The organism is Caldococcus noboribetus (assembly GCF_055389385.1).
On sequence record NZ_AP042475.1, the window covers coordinates 297,520 to 320,791 of the forward strand.

At 52.3% G+C, this 23,272-nt stretch carries 22 protein-coding genes and 5 tRNA genes; 17 read left to right on the forward strand and 10 right to left on the reverse strand.

The features are described from left to right. Positions 1-2 precede the first annotated feature (2 nt). On the forward strand, positions 3-1,442 hold the full coding sequence (gene nuoN, locus ACZ5GQ_RS01580; protein ID WP_498856909.1) for a proton-conducting transporter membrane subunit: 1,440 nt from the start codon (positions 3-5) through the stop codon (positions 1,440-1,442). Between the two features lie 89 nt (positions 1,443-1,531). Here nuoN and ACZ5GQ_RS01585 read toward each other — a convergent pair. After that, positions 1,532-1,639: transfer RNA gene (locus ACZ5GQ_RS01585), tRNA-Met, on the reverse strand. 148 nt (positions 1,640-1,787) lie between these two features. Between ACZ5GQ_RS01585 and ACZ5GQ_RS01590 the strand changes: the two genes are divergently transcribed. The 4 genes from ACZ5GQ_RS01590 to ACZ5GQ_RS01605 all read left to right on the forward strand — a co-directional run bounded on the left by ACZ5GQ_RS01590 (position 1,788) and on the right by ACZ5GQ_RS01605 (position 5,031). Continuing rightward, positions 1,788-1,958, forward strand: coding sequence for a CopG family ribbon-helix-helix protein (locus ACZ5GQ_RS01590; protein WP_498856910.1), 171 nt, complete (start codon positions 1,788-1,790; stop codon positions 1,956-1,958). Between the two features lie 66 nt (positions 1,959-2,024). Beyond that, positions 2,025-3,227: a type 2 periplasmic-binding domain-containing protein gene (locus ACZ5GQ_RS01595; RefSeq protein ID WP_498856911.1), complete on the forward strand. Its 1,203-nt coding sequence runs from the start codon at positions 2,025-2,027 to the stop codon at positions 3,225-3,227. Between the two features lie 6 nt (positions 3,228-3,233). Further along, positions 3,234-4,058: an ABC transporter permease gene (locus tag ACZ5GQ_RS01600; protein ID WP_498856912.1), complete on the forward strand. Its 825-nt coding sequence runs from the start codon at positions 3,234-3,236 to the stop codon at positions 4,056-4,058. Next, complete coding sequence (locus tag ACZ5GQ_RS01605) at positions 3,997-5,031, forward strand: ABC transporter ATP-binding protein (RefSeq protein ID WP_498856913.1); 1,035 nt, start codon at positions 3,997-3,999, stop codon at positions 5,029-5,031. Before ACZ5GQ_RS01600 ends, ACZ5GQ_RS01605 begins: the two co-directional genes overlap by 62 nt. A gap of 11 nt (positions 5,032-5,042) precedes the next feature. On the opposite strand, the gene ACZ5GQ_RS01610 is transcribed toward ACZ5GQ_RS01605, so the two are convergent. From ACZ5GQ_RS01610 to ACZ5GQ_RS01625, 4 genes are all read right to left on the reverse strand, one after another. Next, positions 5,043-5,132 (reverse strand) — tRNA-Cys (locus tag ACZ5GQ_RS01610). A gap of 200 nt (positions 5,133-5,332) precedes the next feature. Further along, positions 5,333-5,410, reverse strand: a tRNA-Glu gene (locus ACZ5GQ_RS01615). A 29-nt stretch (positions 5,411-5,439) separates the two neighbouring features. Further along, positions 5,440-6,402 (reverse strand): NAD-dependent epimerase/dehydratase family protein, encoded by a 963-nt coding sequence (locus ACZ5GQ_RS01620; RefSeq protein ID WP_498856914.1) that lies wholly within the window; start codon positions 6,400-6,402, stop codon positions 5,440-5,442. Between the two features lie 305 nt (positions 6,403-6,707). Continuing rightward, on the reverse strand, positions 6,708-7,940 hold the full coding sequence (locus ACZ5GQ_RS01625) for an aminotransferase-like domain-containing protein (protein WP_498856915.1): 1,233 nt from the start codon (positions 7,938-7,940) through the stop codon (positions 6,708-6,710). 166 nt (positions 7,941-8,106) lie between these two features. Between ACZ5GQ_RS01625 and ACZ5GQ_RS01630 the strand changes: the two genes are divergently transcribed. From ACZ5GQ_RS01630 to ACZ5GQ_RS01655, 6 genes are all read left to right on the forward strand, one after another. Next, positions 8,107-8,211: transfer RNA gene (locus tag ACZ5GQ_RS01630), tRNA-Thr, on the forward strand. A 19-nt stretch (positions 8,212-8,230) separates the two neighbouring features. Then, positions 8,231-8,977: an alanyl-tRNA editing protein AlaXM gene (gene alaXM / locus ACZ5GQ_RS01635; protein ID WP_498856916.1), complete on the forward strand. Its 747-nt coding sequence runs from the start codon at positions 8,231-8,233 to the stop codon at positions 8,975-8,977. Beyond that, positions 8,961-9,701, forward strand: coding sequence for a hypothetical protein (locus tag ACZ5GQ_RS01640; RefSeq protein WP_498856917.1), 741 nt, complete (start codon positions 8,961-8,963; stop codon positions 9,699-9,701). Before alaXM ends, ACZ5GQ_RS01640 begins: the two co-directional genes overlap by 17 nt. 50 nt (positions 9,702-9,751) lie before the next feature. Beyond that, the gene (locus tag ACZ5GQ_RS01645) at positions 9,752-11,329 is read left to right on the forward strand and encodes a glycogen/starch synthase (RefSeq protein ID WP_498856918.1); all 1,578 of its coding nucleotides are present in this window, start codon (positions 9,752-9,754) and stop codon (positions 11,327-11,329) included. Next, the gene (locus ACZ5GQ_RS01650) at positions 11,326-12,750 is read left to right on the forward strand and encodes a glycoside hydrolase family 57 protein (RefSeq protein WP_498856919.1); all 1,425 of its coding nucleotides are present in this window, start codon (positions 11,326-11,328) and stop codon (positions 12,748-12,750) included. The genes ACZ5GQ_RS01645 and ACZ5GQ_RS01650 overlap by 4 nt, the downstream gene beginning before the upstream one ends. A gap of 92 nt (positions 12,751-12,842) precedes the next feature. Beyond that, positions 12,843-14,102, forward strand: coding sequence for a nucleotidyltransferase family protein (locus ACZ5GQ_RS01655; RefSeq protein ID WP_498856920.1), 1,260 nt, complete (start codon positions 12,843-12,845; stop codon positions 14,100-14,102). Positions 14,103-14,118: 16 nt separating this feature from the next. On the opposite strand, the gene ACZ5GQ_RS01660 is transcribed toward ACZ5GQ_RS01655, so the two are convergent. After that, a complete protein-coding gene (locus ACZ5GQ_RS01660) occupies positions 14,119-14,349 on the reverse strand; it encodes a hypothetical protein (RefSeq protein ID WP_498856921.1) in 231 nt (76 codons plus the stop codon). A gap of 47 nt (positions 14,350-14,396) precedes the next feature. Between ACZ5GQ_RS01660 and ACZ5GQ_RS01665 the strand changes: the two genes are divergently transcribed. After that, on the forward strand, positions 14,397-15,758 hold the full coding sequence (locus tag ACZ5GQ_RS01665) for an acetyl ornithine aminotransferase family protein (protein ID WP_498856922.1): 1,362 nt from the start codon (positions 14,397-14,399) through the stop codon (positions 15,756-15,758). A gap of 174 nt (positions 15,759-15,932) precedes the next feature. Here the strand turns inward: ACZ5GQ_RS01665 and ACZ5GQ_RS01670 are convergent, their stop codons facing one another. Beyond that, positions 15,933-16,202, reverse strand: a complete 270-nt coding sequence (locus ACZ5GQ_RS01670) for a MarR family transcriptional regulator (RefSeq protein WP_498856923.1) — start codon at positions 16,200-16,202, stop codon at positions 15,933-15,935. 59 nt (positions 16,203-16,261) lie between these two features. Here ACZ5GQ_RS01670 and ACZ5GQ_RS01675 point away from each other — a divergent pair, with 59 nt between their 5' ends. Further along, positions 16,262-16,627: a hypothetical protein gene (locus ACZ5GQ_RS01675; protein ID WP_498856924.1), complete on the forward strand. Its 366-nt coding sequence runs from the start codon at positions 16,262-16,264 to the stop codon at positions 16,625-16,627. Positions 16,628-16,751: 124 nt separating this feature from the next. Here ACZ5GQ_RS01675 and ACZ5GQ_RS01680 read toward each other — a convergent pair. Next, positions 16,752-16,839, reverse strand: a tRNA-Leu gene (locus ACZ5GQ_RS01680). A gap of 140 nt (positions 16,840-16,979) precedes the next feature. Between ACZ5GQ_RS01680 and ACZ5GQ_RS01685 the strand changes: the two genes are divergently transcribed. Beyond that, positions 16,980-17,261, forward strand: a complete 282-nt coding sequence (locus ACZ5GQ_RS01685) for a hypothetical protein (protein ID WP_498856925.1) — start codon at positions 16,980-16,982, stop codon at positions 17,259-17,261. On the opposite strand, the gene ACZ5GQ_RS01690 is transcribed toward ACZ5GQ_RS01685, so the two are convergent. After that, positions 17,251-17,565 (reverse strand): helix-turn-helix domain-containing protein, encoded by a 315-nt coding sequence (locus ACZ5GQ_RS01690; protein WP_498856926.1) that lies wholly within the window; start codon positions 17,563-17,565, stop codon positions 17,251-17,253. The genes ACZ5GQ_RS01685 and ACZ5GQ_RS01690 overlap by 11 nt on opposite strands. Before the next feature lie 134 nt (positions 17,566-17,699). On the opposite strand from ACZ5GQ_RS01690, the gene ACZ5GQ_RS01695 reads away from it, so the two are divergent. The 3 genes from ACZ5GQ_RS01695 to gcvPB all read left to right on the forward strand — a co-directional run bounded on the left by ACZ5GQ_RS01695 (position 17,700) and on the right by gcvPB (position 22,676). Further along, positions 17,700-19,625 (forward strand): glycoside hydrolase family 15 protein, encoded by a 1,926-nt coding sequence (locus ACZ5GQ_RS01695; protein WP_498856927.1) that lies wholly within the window; start codon positions 17,700-17,702, stop codon positions 19,623-19,625. Between the two features lie 94 nt (positions 19,626-19,719). Further along, positions 19,720-21,114, forward strand: coding sequence for a glycine dehydrogenase (gcvPA, locus tag ACZ5GQ_RS01700; protein WP_498856928.1), 1,395 nt, complete (start codon positions 19,720-19,722; stop codon positions 21,112-21,114). Then, the gene (gene gcvPB / locus ACZ5GQ_RS01705; RefSeq protein WP_498856929.1) at positions 21,111-22,676 is read left to right on the forward strand and encodes a glycine dehydrogenase subunit 2; all 1,566 of its coding nucleotides are present in this window, start codon (positions 21,111-21,113) and stop codon (positions 22,674-22,676) included. Before gcvPA ends, gcvPB begins: the two co-directional genes overlap by 4 nt. Here gcvPB and ACZ5GQ_RS01710 read toward each other — a convergent pair. Beyond that, complete coding sequence (locus ACZ5GQ_RS01710) at positions 22,668-23,219, reverse strand: CPBP family intramembrane glutamic endopeptidase (RefSeq protein ID WP_498856930.1); 552 nt, start codon at positions 23,217-23,219, stop codon at positions 22,668-22,670. The genes gcvPB and ACZ5GQ_RS01710 overlap by 9 nt on opposite strands. Between the last annotated feature and the right edge of the window lie 53 nt (positions 23,220-23,272).

The following is a 23,272-nucleotide window of genomic DNA, read 5'->3' on the forward strand; positions in this document are numbered from 1 at the left end:
CTGTGTGGGAGATAGGTACCATTGAATTCCTACTCTACGTCACCCTGGCGGCCTCCCTGCTGGCCCCTCTAACGTCGCCGTCGGGTCGCAGGGACAACGTCGCCCCAGTTGTAATGGCGGCTATAGGCGTGGGCTCCTTCGCGACAGCCATGGCAATATCCTTCTACGCGGCATCCCTGGGCAGTCCGCTAAGCTTCTACCACGGTCTGGTAGTGCAGGACTCCTTCACGTCCCTCATGCTTCTTGGCGCCTCCCTGGCATCGGTGCTGTTCCTGCTGGCCGTGGGCACTGATGGGCTAAAGTGGAGCAGCAGCCCATCGTTATACAGCCTAGTGCCCATGACGCTCTTCGGCTCATTCTTCCTGGCCGGGGCAACCAATGCCCTGGTAATATTGGCCTCATGGCTGCTGGTCTCTGTGATAAGCTACATAATAATAGCTGCCCCGGATTCCAAGAACGCTAAGGCAGCCGGCGTAAGGTACATCTTCGTAGGCATGGTGGCGACGCTTGCCTTAGTGGGTTCCCTAGCATTCATTTCAGTGTCAAGCGGCGCCTACACGTTCTCAATAGCCCCCCTCAGCGGCCTCTCTGCAAGCGCCAGAGGGCTTATGGCCCTCGCAGTGCTTTTGCTCCTCGCGGCCCTTGGATTCAAGGTTGGCCTCTTCCCATTCCACTGGTGGCTGCCAAGCGTCTATGGCAGGGGCGACGGAAGGACTGTCTCCTTTGTGGCCGCCGTCGTGAAGCTGAGCTTCCTTGCGGTCCTGACCAGGGTCCTGGTCATAATAGCCTCTGGCGGGGAGCTGCACACGGCCATTGCAATAACTCTCGCGGCGCTGGCCGTCGCAACCATGACGTATGGTAATTTCGCTGCCCTGACCACCAGGGACCTGCAGGTCATACTTGCGTACAGCTCCATGGCGCAGGTAGGCTACATATTTGCCGCGATAGCGGCCGCCTCCTACTTCGCTGGCATAGGCAACGAGTACATGCTGAGGCTCTCCCTGTTCGCAGTTGCCCTCCAATCAATAGCCTACGCTGTGGCCAAGGCCCCGCTGTTTGCCTTCACTGGCGAGGTAGGAGGGAGCCTTGACTCCCTGAGAGGCCTCATGAAGTCCAGCCCACTAAGCGCAGTTACAGCCTCGGTGCTTCTCTATAGCCTCCTCGGAGTGCCTCCGCTGCTGGGCTTCTGGGGCAAACTTTACATGTTCCTTGCGGCCGTGGGGTTCAGCGTCTGGCTGGCCCTGGCAGCGCTGATAAACAGCGGCGTGAGCTCTGTCTACTACATAATAGCCTCAAGGGAGATGCTCCGCAAGGACTATGAGGCCACCCCAAAGCCAAGGACCAGGTATGCGGCCGCCCTGCTGATAGCCTCCCTCCTGCTGGTGTTGCTAGGCCTCGTGGCCCCGCTAACCTTCAGGGGCGTAGTCTCAATATACATCTAACAAGGAGACCTTAAGTTTGGGTTTTCTTCTTTTCTAGAGACCTGTGAAGACAACCCTTCCCTTCTAATGATAACGGGAAGAAGAGAAGGTGGTGCCGCCGCCGGGGTTTGAACCCGGGACCTCCGGATTTCCCCAGCCCCGACCTCGGCGCGAGGGCCGTATGAGTCCGGCGCTCCAACCTGCTGAGCTACGGCGGCACCTGTATCGCTATTTGGCAAGACTCTTTTTAAAGCTTAGTACCCTGGCAGTTTCGTAAGAGGTTATGCGTTTCCGCCGGAGGGCGTAAATAGCAGACTTAGCGACCTACTTTTAATCAAGGAATAAGAGAAGCTTCAGGGGTCTTAGATGCCTGCAAACAGGCCTCTAAGAATAATAACGTTTAAGCTCGACGTTGACACATTAATGAGACTTGACAAGCTAGCAGTAGCTGAGAAGAGGTACAGAAGCGAATTAATTAGGGAGGCCATAGAAGCCTACCTCTCCTCGAAGGCTGCGAGCAGACCATCAGTATATTAATACACTTATATTAGCCAAGAAGGGTTTTATATTACTCAGTTTACCTACCCTTTTCGGTGTGCCGATGTGAGCTCCAAAGGAGCCTCGCTGTGGATATACCTCGTCGTCGGCCTTGTAATAGGACTCATTGTTGGAGCCGGGGTCGGGTACGTGGCCGCGCCTCATAAGACTGTTACTGTAACGCCGCCTGTAACTACCTCTACAACGACCACGCCGACCACTACAACCACAACCCCTGTCTCAACTTCACCCTTCACCGTCGGCGCGGCGGGCACCCTGAAGTTTAGCTTTGACCAGCTTCTCTCTATGCTAAAGCAGTACAACCCCTCGATAACTGAGGGTCAGCCGCTCTTCGCAGGGAGCGGCGAGGTTGCGCAGAAGGAGGCCACAACCCAGGTCTTCAGCCTAGTGGCCAGCGCCGACACTACTACAATACCAAGCGTACTCTTCCCAAAGTATGCCAACTATGAGATAGCCTTCGGCGTGACTCAGATGGTCATAATCGTTGACCTGGAGACGCCTGCGGGCAAGGAGGTTTACGCGCTCTGGAAGCAGGCCCAGGCGGAGCAGCCCTTCAGTGCGCAGTGGAACCAGACCTGGGAAAAGATATTTGACATAATAGCGCTGAACTCGAGCACAGTGGTCGGAGTCTCGAACCCGTTCACCGACCCAAGCGGCTACCAGGCCCAGTGCGTGCTCAAGCTGGCCGGCCTCGCCTTCATGCATAACGCCTCCTATTACTGGAGCGCGGTTTACGATCATACATCTAAGTACCAGATGAGGAACACGGAGATAGACCTCCTCACATTGATGTATGCCAACAACTCAGTGCAGTTCGTGCTCTCTGCATACACTTCAAACGCCATACCTCAGACCGAGGCTTACCAGCAGGAGGGCTTCAACATGACCTACATAACGCTGCCGCCGTTCATAAACCTAGGCAACCTTAGCTACGTCAACTTCTATCACAAAGTTAACATTACCTGGACAGAACTCGGCGTAACCAAGACCTTCGCCTGCAACCCAGTGGTCTACACAGCCACTATACCATACTCTGCTCCAAACCAGCAGGCTGCCGTGGACTTCCTGTTGCTTATATTCAGCCCGGCTGGCCAGAAGGTGCTTGAGAGCTACGGCATCGACCCAATAGTGCCCGGCGTTGTCTATGGCAACTACTCAGCCGTGCCCGCGCCGCTGAAGCCGTTCACCGTGCCCCTGTCCAACGTGTCATACCTCAGTGACATATTCCCATCTTCCAACTCATCGTGAGGGGCCTTGGTTAGGCCCAGGCTAAGCCTCTTTGTCTTGTTCTTTGCTATTATAGGGGGCCTCCTCCTGATCTTCTTCTCGTACCCAATAGCTGTACTGCTGTTAGTTGGCAGCAGCGGGCTTGAAGAGGCGCTTAAGGTAAGGAGCTTCGAGCTCGCGCTGCTGGTCACTATAATAACGTCAACCATAGCTGCCGCAGCCTCCGTCATCTTTGGGGTTCCCCTGGCGTACCTGATGAGCCGCTATAACTTCAAGGGCAAAAGCATTGTCGAGTCGCTCATAGACCTACCAATAGCGATACCCCACATAATAGTAGGCGTCATGATAGTCCTTGCGTTCTCCTGGTACGTGGGACTTGGCCCCATATTTCACAGGCTTCACATTAACGTAGTTGACACGTTGCTGGGAGCCGCCATGGCAGTTACGTATGTCTCGGCAACTTACACCGTGCGGGTGGTGGAGTCGGCCATCAATATGCTTGACCCGGAGCTTGAGCTCACAGCGATGAGTCTAGGAGCCTCCAGGGCAAGGGCCTTCATCAGTGTGGTCCTGCCCAAGATAAAGAGGTCCATAGCTGGGGGAGCGTTAACGTCATGGGCCAGGGCCGCCTCCGAGGCCGGCGCGCTCTTCATAGTAGCATATGAGGTCTACCTTGGCAAGTCCCTTGTTTATCCGGCCCCTGTTGCGATCTATGAGGCCTACGTAGGCATTGGAATTATAGAGGCTGCCAAGTTCTCCGCCGCCATGCTAGTAGTGGTTTTAGGTATATTTGTGCTCGCAAGGATGCTCCTCGAGGCAAGGAGGGGGTCCAAGGCTGGCCTCGGCGCTTAAGCTTGAGGGCCTAGTGGCTAAGGTGGGTAACTTCACGCTTGGCCCTATTAGCCTAGAGCTTGAGAGGGGCGAGGTGGCATTAGTCTTCGGCCCCAACGGAGCCGGCAAGACGACGCTGCTGAAGACCATTCTTGGCTTCTACAGGCCCATAGAGGGCAAAATTATAATAAACGGCGTTGATTCGACCTACATGCCAATTAACAGGAGGAACATAGGCTACGTGCCCCAGAGCACCGCCCTCTTTGATAACATGAGCGTCAGGGACAACGTGGAGTTTGGCCTTAAAGTAAGGGGAGTGCCGAGGAAGGAGAGGGAGAAGCTAGTCAGAGAGATGGCAGAGAGGCTTCACATAGCTGAGCTCCTGGACAGAAGGGTAAGCGAGCTCTCCGGGGGTCAGATGCAGAGGGTAGCCATAGCGAGGGCTGTTATAGTCAGGCCGTCGCTCCTGCTCCTCGACGAGCCGACCTCAAATCTAGATCCCACATCGGTTGAGGAGCTCATAGATATCATACGCCACGTAACTAAGGAGTTCGGAATAACCACTATTATTGTGAGTCACTCAATAAGCAAACTCCTTAGGCTGGCGTCAAGGCTTCTCTTCATGAGCGGCGGGAAGCTTATCGACCTAGGGGATGTAGAGACGGCATTAAGGAACCCAGTCAAGGCAGAGGCAGCTGTCTACCTGGGCTATGACAACATAATACCATGTAACGCTATTAGTTCGCAGCTATGCGACAGCAGCAGGGCGCTGGCGACCAGGTATAACTTCGTGTTAATTGGAGGAGATCCTAAGTGTGACGGCATCTCCCTTGATGGCTTTGTTGAACAGATATACGTTGGTCTTGACGGTGTCCGCAGGGCCGTGGCCAGGGTAGGCAATCTCAAGGTGACGGGGCTTGCAGAAGACCATGTTATGCCAGGAGAGTCTAAGATATGCATAAAACGCGAAGGCCTGGCAGTAGTGAACCTTTAGGTTTACCAAGTTGGAGCCGGGGCCGGGATTCGAACCCGGGAGTTAACGGGTCTCCACGAGCCACTGCAGCCCGCCGCCTTGGACCGCTCGGCCACCCCGGCTCCGGTAGACTTTGTACCTCGGTTGGGGTTAAGTGTGTTTGTCTCACTTAGGTTGCTTTAAGCTAAGGCTTACCTACTAAGAATCTTAACTGCGACTATCATAATGACGTGAAGTTGGAAGCTCGAATCTTTAATCAAATTCTTCTGACCTCAGTTAAGCCACATTGAGTTCAGCTCATACTTCAAGAGAAACTGACTCCTGGTGCCGCGGCCGGGATTTGAACCCGGGTCACGGGCTCGAAAGGCCCGCATACTGGGCCGGACTATACTACCGCGGCACCTGGCTCAGGTTTAGTTGCGGGGAAAATTAAGCTTTGAACCCGCTTAGGACCTCAGTTACTGCCCTCCTTATGACGTCCCTGCTGCTCCCTATCTGAGGGGACCAGCCCCAGCTTACGGCTTTCTCTATGGACAACTGCATTACCTTTACGTCACCCTTCCACCCCCTTCCTCCATCAACTCCTCCGGTCGTGTATATCTGAGGGCTTAGGCCCATGGTCTCAGCCACTATGTGGGCTATCTCAAGCACTGAGACCCTATCCGGGGTGCCTATGTTAAAGGCCTCATACCTTACCCCCTTCTCTAAGGCCTTCATGAAGAGCTGATACATGGCCCTTACTGTGTCGCTGACGTGTACATAGCTCTTGCTCTGCGTGCCGTCGCCCAGGACCTCAAGTCGCGTGGGATCCCTCTTGAGCTTGTTTATAAAATCATATATGACCCCGTGGGTGGACCTAGGACCTACTACGTTTGCCAGCCGGTAGGACACTGCGGTCCAGTCAAAGGTAAAGGCATAGCCGCTTATCAACCCTTCCGAGGCCAGCTTGGAGCCCCCATACACGCTGATCGGATAACAGGGACCGTAGTTCTCAGGCGTGGGTATGACAGTGGCGTCCCCGTAGACTGTGGAGGACGAGGCGAACGCTATGGACTTCACTCTATTGGCTCTCATGCCCTCAAGTATGTTATAGGTCATCTGAACGTTCTGGACGTATATGGACTCAGGGCTCTGCGATCCTATCCTAACCTCTGGGTTCGCCGCCAGGTGTACCACAGCCTCGACCCCCTTGGTGACCTCCTTGGCCACCTCAGGGTTAGTCAGGTCAGCCCTAATGAACCTGAGGCGGGGGTTCCCAATCACGTCCTTCAGGAACTCAAGTCTGCCTGTGCTCAAGTTATCAACAACAGTGACTTCATGGCCTTCCTCTATGAGCAGTTCTACCAAGTGAGAGCCTATGAAGCCTGCACCCCCGGTTACCAGGAACTTCACGCACGTACACCCCTAAGCAAAGCTCTCCCAGCAGACTTTACGGTCAGCCCTGCGCGGGTTCTTCATCCTGATGTCAGCCCTTTCGAGCCTCTTCACGCCAAGTATGCGTGAACACCGCGTAATAATAAATTGTTGTGTTCAAAGACCTCTGCAAGCTATTGACGTCTGGAATACCGCGACCATAAGCGTTGATCACTTAAGAGTCCGCGCTGAAGATAAGAACTCTCCAAGCCTCAGCGCGCCAGGGCCATGAGGAGGTTGTTTACCTGATAAAAAATGATGAAGGTCTGGAGCTCTGAGCCCTCTCAGGATGTCGTCCTACCCTTGGCCTTTAGATAATCTATGGCAGTGTTTGCTATGAGCTTTATCCCCTCCCTCAGCTTATCGGGTGGCAGATAGCTGAAGTTTATCCTCATTGCGTTTGCGCCGCCGCCATCGCTGAAGAAGCTTCTGCCCGGCACGTACGCAACGCCCCTGTCTATAGCCATCTGCAACATGTCTGAGGTGTCAACCCCCTCTGGCAGGTATATGAAGGCGAAGAGTCCACCCCTTGGCTTGAACCAGTGGCTGCCCTTAGGCATGTACTCCTCTAAGGCATCTATCATGACATCCCTCTTCTCCTTATATGACTTCCTGGCCCTCTCTATTGTTCTGTCGACCACGCCCTCCTTTATTGCGTAGAGCGCTATGTACTGGGAAAGCGTGGATGAGTGCAGGTCAACCATCTGCTTTGCCAGCTCGACGGCCCTAACGAGCTGCCTGTCGGCTATCATGTACCCAAGCCTCAGCCCAGGGGCCAGTATTTTGCTGAAAGTACCAAGGTATATCACACGACCCTCGTCATCCATTGTCTTCAGGTGAGTGAACTTTATATTATCGTCGAACACAAAGAAGCTGTAAGGGTCATCCTCTATCACTAACAGGTCGTACTTGCTGGCTATCTCCATTAGCTCCTTCCTCCTGTCGTCGCTCATTATGACGCCTGTTGGGTTGTGGCACGTAGCAACCGTGTATATCATCTTAACTCTGATGCCGTTCTCCTTAGCCTTCTTGATGCTGTCCTCCAGCAGGTCTGTCCGCATGCCGTTCTCATCTAAGGGTATAGATATGAAGTTGGCCCCGTAGTACCTGAACACGTTTAGGGCAGCCAGATAAGTGGGGCTCTCAACTATAATGCCATCACCTGGGTTTATCAGCGTCATTGCAAGTAGGTATATCGCCTCCTGGCTTCCGGTTGTCACGGCAACCCTGTCGTTATCAGTGACTTTGACGCCCTTGCCCTTCACAAAGTCTATAACTGCCTCTCTGAACGGCATGACGCCTAAGGTGGGTGAATACTGAAGGGCACTGTCCCCAAGCTCCTCTATGACCCTTGACGCTATTGCAGCGAGCTCTTCCTTCGGGAAGACCTCGGGGCCCGGCAGCCCTCCGGCGAGGCTTAGAACCTTCTTGTTCTCCGTCAGCGCTAAAATCTCCCTTATCTCTGAGGGCCTTAGGGACTTCACTCCGCTTGAGAATTTACTTGTTACGTCAATCAAACTGCTCGGCCTATTTGTTAAAATAAGTCAGAAGCTTTAAAGCACTACGTATTCTACGTTTGAAGCTTTATAAAACCGATTAGGTACACATGGTGGGATACACAGCTTAACCAGTAGCAGCAGGAGCGAAGTATTAATAACGGCCCACCCTATGGCTAACAAGCGGGCCGCCGTAGCTCAGCCGGTAGAGCGCCGGCCTCGTATGGGCTCTGGCCAAGGCCGAGGTCGAGAGAGCCGGTGGTCGCGGGTTCAAGTCCCGCCGGCGGCTCCACACCTGAGGTGTGTGATTAATGGTAAGGCTACTCTACCAAGAGGACTCATACCTGAAGGAGTTCGAGGCCACTGTAACTAAGGTTGATCAAAATAAAGTGTACCTAGACGCCACGGCCTTCCATCCAGGACCCTCGGGGGGCCTGGACACCGACACGGGCCTCCTAGTGTTGCCGTCAGGCTCGACGGTAAAGGTTGTTAATGTTGTTGAAGATGGCGATGACGTAGCCCATATAACAGAGCTTCCCGTCCAGCTGACCCCCGGGGATAGAGTAAAGGGCATCCTAGACTGGAAGAGAAGGTACTCCATGATGAGACTTCACACAGCAAGTCACGTCCTGGCAGCTATTCTCTATAACAAATATGGAGCCAAGATAACCGGCGGGCACATAAGGCCTGATGAGGCTCAGGACGACTTCGACCTGAGCGGCGTTGAGAACTGGAGACAGGCGATACTAAGTGCCGTGGAAGAAGCCAACAGTGTGCTCAGCAAGTGCATCGAAGTTAAGGTCTACTGGCTTGACCGCGATAAGGCGATGCAAATACCTGGCATAGTGAAGCTTGCCGGAAGGCTGCCTCCAGCCGTTGACAAGCTCAGGATAGTTGAGATACCAGGAGTTGACATACAGGCCGACGGAGCCCCGCATGTTAGGAACACCTGTGAAGTGGGCCGCATAGAGGTAGTTACTGTAGAGAACAGAGGCAAGACTAGAAAGAGAGTCTACTACCGTCTCTCGCAGGTGCCCGCGGGTGCTCAGAAGTCCTGACGCGGACGCGCTGATTAGAGAGTGCAGCAACTTAAAGGGCCGTATACCCGACATTGACGGCATACCCACATCCCTGAAGCTGGCCATAAGTGATCAGGAGGCGTTCAGGAGAGAGCTGCCTAAGTTGGCATCGCTCTCCCGGCACCTCATAGATGTTCTCATAAACAAGTACATGGCCGAGGTCGAAATACCTAGAAACGTGAATCCTGCGACAGAGTTCAAGGTGACCGCGTGGCCAGACTTTATCAACGAGGAGCTGGGCCTCGTGGGCCTCACGCTCTACTCCTGGTTTCCATTTTCTATCTATAGAGGCGACGGCAAGGCCGAGTACGAGCCCATAGAGCTGGTGTTTGCTAAAAACTATGGGGACGAGTATAAGTTACTCTTCGCCTATGCGAGAGTTCACTACGACCTGTGTGAGTACAATCTTGCAGGCCTGAATAAAGTTACCATACGCTTCCTATATCATGGACATACGCCGTTCATAGACGGCCTTGGCTATATCAGGCTTAAGTGCCCCAAGGTCAGGAGCAGCGAGAGGCGTTTAGGGAGGAAGTACTGGGATAGGATATGGCTAGGCACAGCGCTTGTTTTCGAAAAGATAGTTAAGGGGACGAGGATTCCCCTGAGCCTGCTACTTAATCTTGGCACCCTAACTATAATGCAATGTCCAAACAACTCAATGGCTAATCCCTTCAGGTCTCCTATTACTATTAGAATTTAATCCACGCGACTCCTGGCATATAGATGGGTTTAAGCTTGCCTCCAAGGGCTTTGGTAGCGCCTCGCTCGATAAAGAGGGCCTGGATCCTGACCTTCGAGCTCTCGCCGTTGGTTAAGGTCGGAGGCCTTGGCGAGGCAGTCTTCAAGTACGCAAAGTACCTAAGCAAGAAAGGCATTGAAGTGACTGTTCTCATGCCTTCTCATGGGAGACACCTTGACCTCGGCATCAGAACTAAGTATAACTTAAGGCCACTGGACTTTGCAGTGTGCGGAAGCCGGAGGGGCGTTGACGGCAACAGCTATAACTATTGTCTTGGCGCTGAGGAGGCCTTCATAGAGGGTTTCAGGGTTGTTATGTTCAAGGGACTCGACTACTCAACTGGTGTCATATTCGACTCGTGGAACCCCTACGCCTACGTTGAAGAGAAGGCAGCCCTCATGACTAGAGCTGTAAAGGCGTTCTCATGGATAGAGATCCAGCCTGACATCATACACGTCAACGATTGGCACACCGTGCTGGCAGGAATATCATTACGTGACGAGCTCGAGAAGAGGGGCTACGCAGTGCCCGTGCTTTACACCATACATCTCAGCGGTTCCCCAAGTTTTCCATGGCACTACGCCTCGCCGGAGTGGTCAGGGCTTGACGATGAGCCTCACCTTGTGTGGAGGGTCTACAGGCATGAGCCTGCAAGCAACAGGGCCGTGTGGGACTCAGTGGGTGGTAATGTGGAAGCCTTTGGAGTCATAGAAGCTGATGCCATACAGACCGTAAGCTATAGCTACCTGAATGAGGAGCTTAAGAGGAGGTACGGCGACTGGATAGGGGGTAAGTCGTGCGTTGCCTATAACAGCACGGAATGGGACCTTAAGGACGTCGAGAAGTGGATAGAAAGCAACTATGGCGCTGCTGATCGTCAGGTTCTCTTCGAACTGATAGACAAGTATGTGAAGCCCGGCTCATGGCTCAACGAAATAGACAGGAACCTGGCCGTGTTCATAGTGGCAGGCAGGCTAACTTCTCAGAAAGGCATAGATATAGCTATAAGGGCTTTGGACTACGCCCCATCGGCGTCTCTGATCGTACTTGGGATACCTGTGGGCGATTATGGCTATGAACAGTACATCAAAAGGCTGGCTGAAGAGCGCAGGGGAAGGGTCCTCATATCGTCAAATAGGGTGCCCGACCACGCATATAAGGCCATGATAAGGCTCGCCGCGGCCACCTTGGTGCCCTCGCGCTGGGAGCCCTTTGGGCTTGTGGCCGTGGAGTCCCTGGCCGTGGGAACTCCCGTCATAGCGTCAGCCGTGGGAGGGCTCAAAGAGATAGTTGTTGACCTAAGATCTGGCAAGGGGGATGGACTGCTAACTAAGCCTGAGGACCCATATGAGCTGGGCCTGGCGATGGAGTCCCTGTCCCATATTATGTGGGATCACGATGTGGAGCGCATACCCATGGAGCAGCTTAAGTCCATGGCCAAGAAGAACCCCACGCTTGAAAATGACATTAGGGAGTTTGCAATAAGTGACGTAAATGCAAGGTTCCGGCCCGAGTCCACTGCGGAGCAGCTGCTTCAGTGCTATGAAAAGGCTAGGCAGATGGCCTACTATAGGGCGATATCGTCATGACCTCCCGCATAGTGCTGTTCTTCGAGCTGCACCAGCCTCTTCGGCTGAAGAAACTGTCACTTTACAGCCCAAGCAATTTGCCTGCCAGCCTTAACGAAGCCATAGATGCTGCGGGCAACTCAGAAATACTATCACGGGTTGTATCCAGAACATACCTTGCCGCGACCAAGATTCTGTATGAGGCCTCACAGAAAGTAAAGGACCTCAAGGTCACTATGAGCATAAGCGGGATACTCTTGGAGCAGCTCAGGAAGGAGCACGGAGAAGTTATAGATCTCCTCAGAAAGCTCGTTGACAACGGCACGCTTGAGCTTGCGGCACAGACTTACTATCACTCCCTGGCGTGGTTTATTGATAAGTCGGAGTTTGAAGACCAGGTTAAGGCTCAAACAGATCTTGTGAGGGAGACGTTTGGCGTCAACCCTTCAGTAGCTGAAAACACAGAATTTATATATAACAACGATATAGGCTGCGAGTTTCAGAGGCTTGGATTTAAGGGCGTTATCACTGAAGGGGTCGACTGGCTGCTTGGATGGAGGTCGCCTAACTATGTCTACCAGAATCCGCTCTGCGGCATTAGGCTCCTGCTCAGAAACTACAGGCTAAGCGACGACATAGGCTTTAGGTTCAGCGACAGGCAGTGGAACGAGTACCCGCTCACAGCTGATAAGTACGCCTCATGGGTTGCCAGCACGCCGGGCGACCTGGTTGTTGTAGCGCTCGACTATGAGACCTTTGGCGAACACCACTGGCCCGAGAGCGGCATTCATGAGTTTTTAAGGTGGCTGCCCGTGGAGCTTTCAAAGCGCGGCGTCAAGTTCCTTAAGGCCTCTGAAGCTGTAAACCTCGAGCCCAGGGGGTACCTTGACGTGCCTCCCTGGTCCACCATAAGCTGGGCTGATGAAAGGGACCTGAGCGCGTGGCTAGGGAACGGCATGCAGAGGAAAGCGTTTGACGTGCTGAGGAAATACTATTACTTCGCCCGCGCGCTGGGCGGCGATTATCTACGCTCCTGGAGGCTTCTCTCGGTTAGCGATAACCTTTACTACATGGCTACTAAGCCTGGCAATGAGGGGGAGGTCCACAGGTACTTCAGTTACCTTGGGGACCCCTATGATTCTTTTCTAACCTACAGTTATGCGTTGGAGCTCCTGGGCCTCATGATAAGGAATGGGCTCAAGGAGAGCCCCTGCGCAGTGGTTAAAGTAAGGTTGCCTGACGACCTCTGCTTCAGGTTCTACAATCCTGGCGGGACTGAGGTAGCCAAGGTGTGCAGCATCCCAGACCTGGTCTCAGCCCTTGGCGCGCCACACAAGGATTTCATAAATAAGGCGATAAGCGAGGGGTACTTGGACAAGTGGCTTCAGGAAGTCTTCGGCCTGAACCTAGCTGCGGCTTTAGGCCTTGCCAAAAAGTGCTGACCAAGGTGTTTCGACGTTGAACACATCTCACTTGTTTCATTTTATGAAACGTTACGAACCCTTATAAGTACTAAAAGTCTAGGAAATAACTGGTGGGCGGAATACCAGAGGTAAAGAAAGCCGCTATACCAATTGGGGGCCTGGGGACAAGGCTTTACCCATTTACCGTTGACACCTCGAAGCCTATGGTTAGGTTCCTCAACAGGTTCGTAATAGACTTCATACTTGATGAACTTGCGCTTCAGGGCATTGGGGAGGTATTCCTTGGGGTTAGCGGCTTTTATAACTACAGGGACGTCTACGACCACCTTGGGGAGAGGTTCTCCGTAAGATCCCCAGACGGTAAGAGGCTGGTGCTCAAACTTAGGTATCAGCCTAACGTAACAAGCGTGGGCAATGCGCACTCAATTTCAATATTGGCTAATTACTACGATATAAATGATGATATACTAGTTGTCCAAGGAGACACTGTGGCGAGCCTTAACGTCGGTGAGCTAGCCAAGTTTCATGAGTCCAACGACGCGTTCATGACTATAGCCCTCAAGAGGGTCGACGACAAGGAGTCCCTGAGACAGCTGGGACTAGCTAAGTTGAAGAGCGACTGGTCGATAGAGTCCTTTGTAGAGAAGCCTGCGGACCCTGAGAAGGCGCCATCAAATCTAGCTAATACAGGCATATACCTCCTGTCACAGGACCTGGTCAAGTTCCTCAGGTCCGACGAGTTCGCGTCGCTTGTGAAACAGGGTAAGGGGGACTTTGGAAGAGACGTTATACCTTACCTTATAGCTAAGGGTTATAAAGTTGTGGGGTACCCCCTAAATGGCTACTGGTTTGATATAGGCACTATAGAGAGCTTTGTGAAGGCCTCCTTTTATCTCCTTGAGTCGCTGCCGCCAGAGAGGCTTGGCGTTGCCACTGTTTATCACGACACCATATACATGATGGGGTTTAGCTCTAGGTCTAAGAAGGATCACCTGGACTTAGTAGAGAGGTCGGCCCAAAAGAGAATAGACCTCAGCGGACGTGTACTTATAGGAAGGCACGTATCAGTGGAGGATGGAGCCTCCATTACGGACTCCATCATAGATAACTACGTTATAGTTAAGTCTGGGGCCAGGATAACTAAGTCTATAGTGATGGACAGGAGCATAGTGGGCGACAACTCTACGGTTGAGTCAAGTGTAGTTGGAAGGCATGTGGCCATAGGAAACAATGTGAAGATAATTAACAGCTACATAGGTAATGACGTAATAATAGGCGACAATGCAGTAATAATAGACTCGCAGATATGGCCTCACAGGTCAATAGAGTCCGATGCTGAGATCAGCAACAGGAGAGGGCCGCCGTCATGACAGCCCTTCCTTGGACTTAAGTCTTGGCCTGCGGCGCCTTGTCACCTTGATCTGTTTTAACGCCGTTTAGCTTTATGAACTCCGTGGCGCCGCTCTGCTCTAAGATGCCAGCTGCCTTAGAGGCGGCCTCCTCTAATGTGTCAGCAGCTACGTTTACAATTAAATTAGTTCCTTTCACTTTTAGCCTGTACCTATGTTCTCCTTCCAGAAAATACTCCTCTACAAGCTCAAACTCGTATTTTGGCAACGTTTCCTCACCTTTAATAGATAAACCTCTGGCGCTATTAACTCTTGGTGTTCGGGTTGTCAGAGGCGCCGCTGATAAGGGTCGAGCCCCCTGGCCCAGTGGCCAGGAGCATAATAGAGAAGGACTCAAAAGTTCTTGTGCAGTCTTATGTTAGGTGGGTTCCGCTAGTTGTCAAGGAAGGCCATGGAGCCATTGTTGAGGACGTCGATGGAAATAAGTATATAGATCTCAACGCCGGCATAGCGGTCATGAACGTGGGCCACAGCCACCCGAAGGTGGTCCAGGCCATAAAGGAGCAGGCTGAGAAGCTTCAGCATTATTCGCTTACAGATTTTTATTATGAGAGCGCAGTCACAGCTGCCGAGAAGCTGTTAACAGTATCGCCCGTCAACAATGGAAAGGTGTTCTTCACCAACAGCGGCACCGAAAGCATAGAGGGTTCGCTTAAGTTTGCCAGGTACTTCTTCGGAGGCTCAAGGCAGTACTTCATAGCGTTCCTAGGGGCCTTCCACGGAAGGACCATGGGGTCGCTCTCGCTCACCGCAAGCAAGGCCCACTACAGGAAAGGCTTCGGCCCCCTGATGCCCGGAGTCATACACGTGCCCTACCCGTACCCATACCGTTGTGTCTTCAGGACGGACGACCCCAAGGAGTGTGGTGAGGCCGTCCTTGGCTACATAGAGGACTGGATATTTGCCAAGCTCGTGGATCCCACGGAGGTGGCCGGAATAGTCGTGGAGCCCATACAGGGTGAAGGAGGCTACATAGTGCCACCTGACAATTTCCTCCCAGGGCTCAGGAAAATAGCTGACAAGTACGGGATACTCCTAATAGATGACGAGGTCCAGGCAGGTATGGGAAGAAGCGGCAAGTGGTTTGCAATAGAGCACTGGGGGGTTAAGCCAGACATAATGGCCCTGGCCAAGGCAATAGGTGGGGGCCTGCCCCTGGGGGCAGTGGTGGCCCGCGGCGACGTGGCGGCCGCGCTCACCAAGGGGAGCCACGCGAACACCTTCGGAGGCAACCCTATAGCCACGGCTGCAATGAGCGCCGTAATTGACGTTATTAAGGAGGAGAACCTGTTGGATCACGCCACAAAGCTTGGCAATGAAGTTATTAAGTACTTCAACGATCTCAAGGACGAACTTGAGATAATTGGAGACGTCAGGGGCAAGGGACTTATGATAGGCGTGGAGCTCGTCAGGAACAGGCGCACTAAGGAGCCCGCCACCAAGGAGCTTGCCAACGTCATAGAGAAGTCGTTCAAGCGCGGCGTGGTAGTAATAGGTGCCGGCCTGTCAACAATAAGGATAGCCCCACCGCTAGTAATAAGCGATGAGCTGATGATGAAGGCAGTAGAGATCATAGCCGACGTGCTGAGGGAGGAGAACAGGAACCTCAGCGCATAGCATTCTTAACCCTTCAAGCCTCACCCCTTTCTGGGATGCCATTTGGTGGAAGATGAAGAACTTAAGAGATCCATACTTTCGGTGCTCGGCGACCAAGGCCTGACGTTTGAAGAGATAGTACAAAGGCTTTCATGGAGCGGTGACAGGAGGCCTTTAAGGAAGGCGCTGGCAGACCTAGTAAGGGATGGACGGGTCCTCAGGGTACCTGACTATCAGCGTAGACGCATGGTATTCGTCCTCAGGAGGCCGTGAGCCCCTCAACACCTTATAGGCCCTGTTTGAGTACCTTGCCACGTACCCCCTGCTCTCTAAGGCCTTCAGTATTTTCCCTGCAGTTTTAGTTGAGACGCCCATGGCTTCGCTTAAATCCTTTGGGGTCACGTAGTTTTTGCCGAGAGACCTAACAATGCCCGCCACGAAGTCCATGCTTACGCTTACCCTCATGTACTTCACCAATATGCTAGAAGCCTTTTATATAGGGGAGGGGGCCTGCGGTAGTAGAGGTGCAGGCGAAAGTGAGCAAAGGAGCCCAGTTCACCTACTATAGAGCACTCCTTGAGCTGCTTGGATTAAGAGAGCTTGACGTCTACAGGTACTCAAGGAAGGGCCAAGTAAGCGACGTGGTAAGGGTCTTAGAGCCTGCCTCCCGCAAGGTAGTAAACGTGGACCTTGGCACTGCAAGGGAGTCACTAAGCTATGAGGAGTTTTTGAACAGGATAAAGGAGTCCCTTGAGAAGAACGGCATCAAGATAAGTGACAGAGTTTGGTCCTCCGCCATTTATAAGGTGAAGAGTCTAGAGTCCAAAGCTCAGGCAAAGGCCCCGCCCTCAGGCGCCCAGCCATCAGGTGGGTCGACAAAGGAAGGTTGATCTCGCTTAGCTATAACTTCACTTTCATAGAGCGCTTGCTAAGCTAGCCCTTACAGAGAAAAGAGAAAAGGGAAGGAAGTATATTAGCATAAACGGAGAGCCCATCGCGCAAGCCCTGAACCTGTGGTGCGGGGGGTGGGCTTCGAACCCACGCAGGCCTACGCCAACGGGTTCTAAGCCCGTCCCCTTTGGCCAGGCTCGGGCACCCCCGCACAAATTTAGTCTCATACTTGAATGTTTAAAATCCTTATCTCCTTAACTTGAGAGCGGTGGCTTCGATACGGAAGAGATCCCCAAGACGTTTACTGTCGAGGTCGATTCGCTTTCGGATATAGTAAGGCTTGCAACTACCATGACCTCCTATGCCATAGTTATGCCTATATATAGGTATTTTGAATCAGACTCCGTCTATTACTTTATACAGACCACTTATCGGGATTACTACAAGTACTACGGCATACCAATAATATACTACTTCCGCTCAAAGCCTACAGGAGACGAGATGAGGTACAAGTACGTCCTTCTAAAGGTTGACGAGAGTGGCGAGAAAGTGGAGCTGAGTGATAGAAGCAGACCAGGCTGGGTAGTTGTACCGATAATAAACCTTAAGTATAAACCTTCATTTATGCCGTAGCGGCCTCTTTATCCTGTTGAGATTCATGGATAGCTTGCTGAGCTAGCAGAATGTCCTCCATAGCTGCTGCAGCGGTACCCGCTTTCCCCGCTTTCTCAAGGAATTGTTGCCCTACCAAGCTTATCTTATAGATCTTATAGCTGCCCTTTACGTAAAGCGGCTCCAATAATCCCATGTTGCTTAGGCATGAAACCATGGCAAGAGCCTTGTACTTTGGCATGTTAAGTTGCTGCGAGACATCCCCCGGCGAGAGGGGACCCTTTTCTTTGAATAGCTCCAAGAGATCGATTATTGGGTCGCTCACCCAGATCCCCGAAGTGAGCTACGCTTAAGGTGCCTTTTTAGGGGGCTAGCCCTAAGCCCAGAGGCTTAGCATCCACTGAAGCTAGCGCAATTAGGGTTAAAAGCTTCTAAGTTGACGACGGATCAGGAGCTGCCTTGCTAGCGAGGGGCTTAGGGCTTTTCCTTGTAGGACTCTTGGTCGCTACCCTGATAGTCCCAGTAGCACGCGGCATAGGAGTTGGGCCCTCCGCTACAAACCTCTCGCCGTCCTTCCTTATGTTAAGCAATTGGGCAAACTCGAGCTTCCTTGTCTATACGGGCATACCGATTCCTAACGCTTCAATGGACGGACTCATAAATAGCGAGCCTACAGTGACTAACTTCTATGTGGGCCCCCTAGGCATTTTACCCATATCAATACATTTTGAAACTGGACTCTCCACTGAGGCGTATCTAGGTGTTAACAATAGCATCATAATATATGATGACTACGGTGAACTGCAGCTGCTGGCCCCGCCTGCTAGCAACCTGCTCTTAGCGATAATCCGCTCTAAGGCTCCCTTCACAGCCTATGTAAACTTCTCAACGCGGTCCAACGTTAGTTTAAGCAGGAATGTCGCTAAAGTCTTCATGTACAGCTATAACTTCTATGCAGAGCTCTGCAGCAACAATAGCGTGTCTACACTTAGTGAGGCTAATTACACGTTGATTACCATTACCGTGGGCAAAGGACCCAGTTACATAGAACTTTCGCTGAACTCTTCATGTGACAATGACATTAGCAATATCATAAACTACAACGAGCTGAAGGTGAATTCATGGCTCTTCAAGTCTAGGAGACCCATAGGATTAAACTCTAACCCACTAGCGAGGGAGTACTATCTTTCATTGCTAATACTAAAGGATGATCAGAACCCCTACCTAGGCACGTTCGCCGCCTCGCCAAGTCCAGTCTACCTCTATAGTTGGGTCAGGGACTCATCCTTTGCCGCTATTGCGCTGCAAGACTCCGGGCATCTCAACAGCGCTCTTAAGTATTGGCTATGGCTGCTTAATGCGTCCCAGTATAGGAGCGGAGTTTGGTTTACCCGCTACAACTTCTACAGCGGTGAGCCTGACCAGTCCTTTGGCATACCTGAACTTGACAGCGTAGGCATAGTAGAAGTCGGTATTTACCAGTATTTCCTGCTAACGCACAACATTACTTTCTTAGAGACCATGCTAACACTCATAAATAAGAGCGTAAACGCGCAGCTCTCATGGATCCTTGGCTCAAAGCTTCACCTAGTCCCTGAGGACCTCAGCGTATGGGAAGATCGCCTTGGATACCACTTCTGGACTCAAGCCTTTAACCTCATGGGACTTCTAGACTCAGCCAATATGCTTTCATATCTGGGGTACAACGTTAGTAAGATATACTACGCTGCCTCGCTTCTCAACAAGAGCATATACGAGTACTTCTGGAACGGCTCATCATTTTACTCAGACCTGAGTCAGGTAGTGCTCTATACCCCCAACGGCTCTGAAGTGCTGCTTAATCCGCAGCCGCCACTGATAAGTTCCTCATCACTGCTCCCCCTCTCGTTTAACATATCTTTGTGGCCCCAGAATGTCGTAAGAGAGGACGTGTACACAATCCTGAGAAGTCTGTGGAATGAGAAGGTCGGAGGACTGGCCAGGTTCTATGGCGATGATTATCACTACGACGAATATCTCTTTGACAGTAGTGGCCCGATGCCTCCCTGGATAATCACTACCCTCTTCCTTGGCCTCTACTACTCTGATATAGGCAACTATACTGCAGCCCTTAACTTAATGTTATGGGCCTATAACCACTCCCAGCATGGGCTGTTGCCGGAGGCCATAGACCCCAACACGGGGCTTCCTCTACCTACTACGTCGCCACTTACCTGGTCGTCTGCCATGTATGTAATGTTAGCCCTTAATGTTAAACAAAGAACTACCAATAGCAACATAATCTATTACGGCATATCCTTGGTAGTCCTTGCAGCAGTCCTCCTGGTAGCCTACCTGCTTCAAAGGGCGTCGGCCCGCAGGATAAGGTCCCTCGAGGCCGGCTGATGAAGTTTTGGAACCTTTATGATTTGGGGTTCTTCGAGAGAGCCTTTATTTCAAGTTTAAAAATTACCAGACCTATACAGCATGGGGCTAGGGCATGAGCTATCCATGGATACCTAACTCCTCCGACAATATCATCAAGGAGATGCTGTCTACCATAGGTGTCAAAAGCGTAGACGACCTATACTCCGACATACCCAGGGAGCTTCTAATAGATGAGGACAAGTGGAGCTCCATGCAAATAGGTGCCGGAAGGCCTCTGAGTGAGGTGGAGGTCTCTAGGATCATTGACAACCTTCTTGACAAAAATGCTAAGCTAAAGGCCCCTCCTTTTGCTGGAGGGGGACTAAGGCCCCACTACGTTCCTCCGGTGGTTAGGGAGATAGTGACTCGCGGCGAGTTCTTAACGGCTTACACGCCTTACCAGGCGGAGATCAGCCAGGGGCTTCTTCAGGCGCTCTTTGAGTACCAGAGCCTTATGGCCGACTTACTCGAAATGGACGTAGTTAACTCAAGCATGTATGACTGGGCCAGCGCCCTCGGGGAGGCAGCCCTGATGGCAGTGAGGGTCAAGGGAGTAAAGCGCGTGCTAGTGCCTGACGTGATTAACCCGTTTCATCTGTCAACCCTTAAGGCATATACGTGGCCCCAGGGAATAGAGGTAGATTTTTACGCCACTGACAAAGAAAATGGCTACGCTGACGTTGAGGACCTCAAGGCAAAGACGGGCAAGGGAAAAGCCTCCGCCGTTTACTTAGAGCTTCCATACACATTCACCGGAATCATCGACATGAATGCCAAAGACATCTCCGAGATAGCCCATGACAGCGACGCGCTTTTCATAGTAGGCGTGGACCCCTTAGCCTTAGGAATATATAAGCCGCCCGGCGAGCTTGGAGCCGACATAGCAGTCGGGGAGGGCCAGCCGCTCGGCTTAGGTCTCTATGCAGGTGGTTCGACGCTTGGCATAATGGCTGTCAGGTGGGACGGTTCCCTCATAAAACAGATGCCAGGCAGGATAATAGGTCTGACCACGTCCAAGGATGGAAGCTCAAGGGCCTTTGCAATGATACTTCAGACCAGGGAGCAGCACATAAGGAGGTCCAAAGCTACTAGCAACATAACTACTAATGCCGCGCTCAACGCAATAGCAGCTGCCGTCTACATGTCACTCCTGGGCCCCAAGGGGATCAAGGAGCTGGCTGAGGCAATAAGGTACAGGTCGCACTACGCGGCCGCCGTCATCTCAAGGCATGGCTTTAAGCTGCCACTGAAGGGTGAGTTCTTCGCTGACTTCATAATAGAGACCCCTAAGCCTTACTATGACATCTGGCGCCTCCTGTTAGACAAGGGAATAATGGCTGGCATCCCACTCTCAAACTATGTTACATGGTCTAAGAGCAGTTGGGGGCTCCTCAGCTTTAGCGAACTGCACACTAAGGAAGACATAGACCTCTTAGTGAATGCGCTAGACGAGGTGACCAGAAAGTGAGCTACAGGCAGTCTGCATGGAGTGAGCCGCTAATTTATGAACTTGACAGGGGACGGAGGGGCCTGCTCTTCTCAAGCCTTGTCGATGAATTCAAGAAACTGGTCGGAGACCTGCCGGTGCCTCAAGAAATGGCCAGGGAGAAGGAGCCTGAGCTACCAGAGGTCAGCGAGGTCGAAGTTGTAAGGCACTTCACTAGGCTCTCGGAGATGTCATATGGTGTTGACAACGGCCCTGTCCCCTTGGGAAGCTGCACTATGAAGTATAACCCTCGCATAGGGCTTAAGTTTGCCTTCGATGAAAGGCTTGAGATGCTGCATCCCCTTATGCCGGAGGAGAAGATCCAAGGCCTGCTTGAGCTCCTGTTCGGGCTGCAGGAGTGGCTAAAGGCAATAACAGGCATGGACGTGTGCACCCTCTCCCCAGCAGCGGGCGCCCAGGGCGAGTTCACCGGGATCCTTATAATAAAGGGCTACCACGTAGCTAAAGGCCAGGCCGACGTTAAAAATGAAATAATAATCCCAGACTCGGCGCACGGCACAAACCCTGCCAGCGCCGCCATGGGCGGTTTCAAGGTAGTTGAGATACCCACGGCCGACGATGGGAACCTAGATTATGAAGCCTTCAGGTCGGCTCTTGGGCCTCAAACTGCGGGCCTCATGTTAACAAATCCATCAACACTCGGGCTCTTTGAGCAGAGGATACTTGACGTAGCTAAGGACGTCCATGCCGTTGACGGGCTCCTATATTATGATGGCGCCAATTTGAACGGCATAATGGGCCGCGCAAGGCCTGGAGACATGGGCTTCGATATAGCTCACCTAAACCTTCACAAGACCTTCTCAACGCCTCACGGAGGTGGAGGACCAGGCGCCGGGCCGGTGTGCATTAAGGACCGCCCTATTACTGATTCCCTTAAGCTTAGCGACCTGCTGCCCGGGCCTGTCGTGTACTACGACAATGAGAACAATATGTACAGAGTCAGGTGGAGGGGTTCAAACAGCCCAGGCTCCGTAAGGCCGTTCCTTGGCAACGTGCCCCAGCTGATCTGGGCCTACGCATACATACTTTCCCTAGGCCCTCAGGGCCTTAGAAGGGCTGGGGAAATAGCCACCTTAAATACCAACTACTTCACGGCAAGGGTCCTTAAGGAGACTAAGCTGTTCTCGCTTCCATACGCGCCGTCAAGGCCTAGGAAACATGAAGCTGTAATAAGCGCCGAACCACTCCTTAACGAGACTGGGGTAACTGCCGAGGACGTAAGCAAATACCTTCTGGACGCTGGCCTCTATGCGCCAACAATGTATTTCCCGCTCATAGTTAAGGAGGCACTAATGTTCGAGTTCACAGAGTCCGAGACTAAGGAAAACATAGACAAGTACGTAGAGAAGTTGAAGGAGGCGGAGGAGTTAGCAAGGAGCAACCCAGAGAAGCTTAAGTCAACACCGCTCAACACGAGCGTTGGCCGCGTTGACGTCGTTAAAGCTAATCATCCACGGAGCGTGACACCTACTTACAGAGTCTTCAGAGCCAGGGCCAGCGGCAAAGAGATGGTACTAAGGTAAGGGAAGCCTTATTACCGGTATTGCATAGAGTATCACATAAAGCCATATAACATGTGCAGCCGATGAAGTTGTGAGCCCATAACGCTCCGCAGCCCATGACATTACGACACCAAATACAAAGGCCGCTAAGGGCAGCACTGGATCCCCGGTGACTATGTGAACCAGGCCATAGAAGAGCGCAGCAAAAGGCCACTTAAGCCTGAGCTTTTTCTCAACGAACACCCTCTGCACAAAGCCCCTCCAGTAAGGCTCCTCTGAAAGCCCTATAGAGGCCAGTGCGAGCAGAGAGAAGGGCACTCTAGGCACTATGTCATAAATGAAGTACACCCCCTTTGAAAGACCAAGGTACACAGTGCCTACCCACCCTAGGTAGAAGAGAAGGTAGGCCAGGCCAGCGAACGGAAGCGACATAATTACATTCCTGATGGAGGGCCTGTAAAGGCTCCTTATCTCGGGGAAAAGCTCGAAGGAAAAGAGCGCCATAATCACAGTGGAAACGGCCATCGCGTAGAGAAAGTGGGAGGCGAACACCCTAAACGACAAGAAGAATAATAAGTAAGGGATAGCGAATAGAAACGCCACCTTTAGGTTCTCAG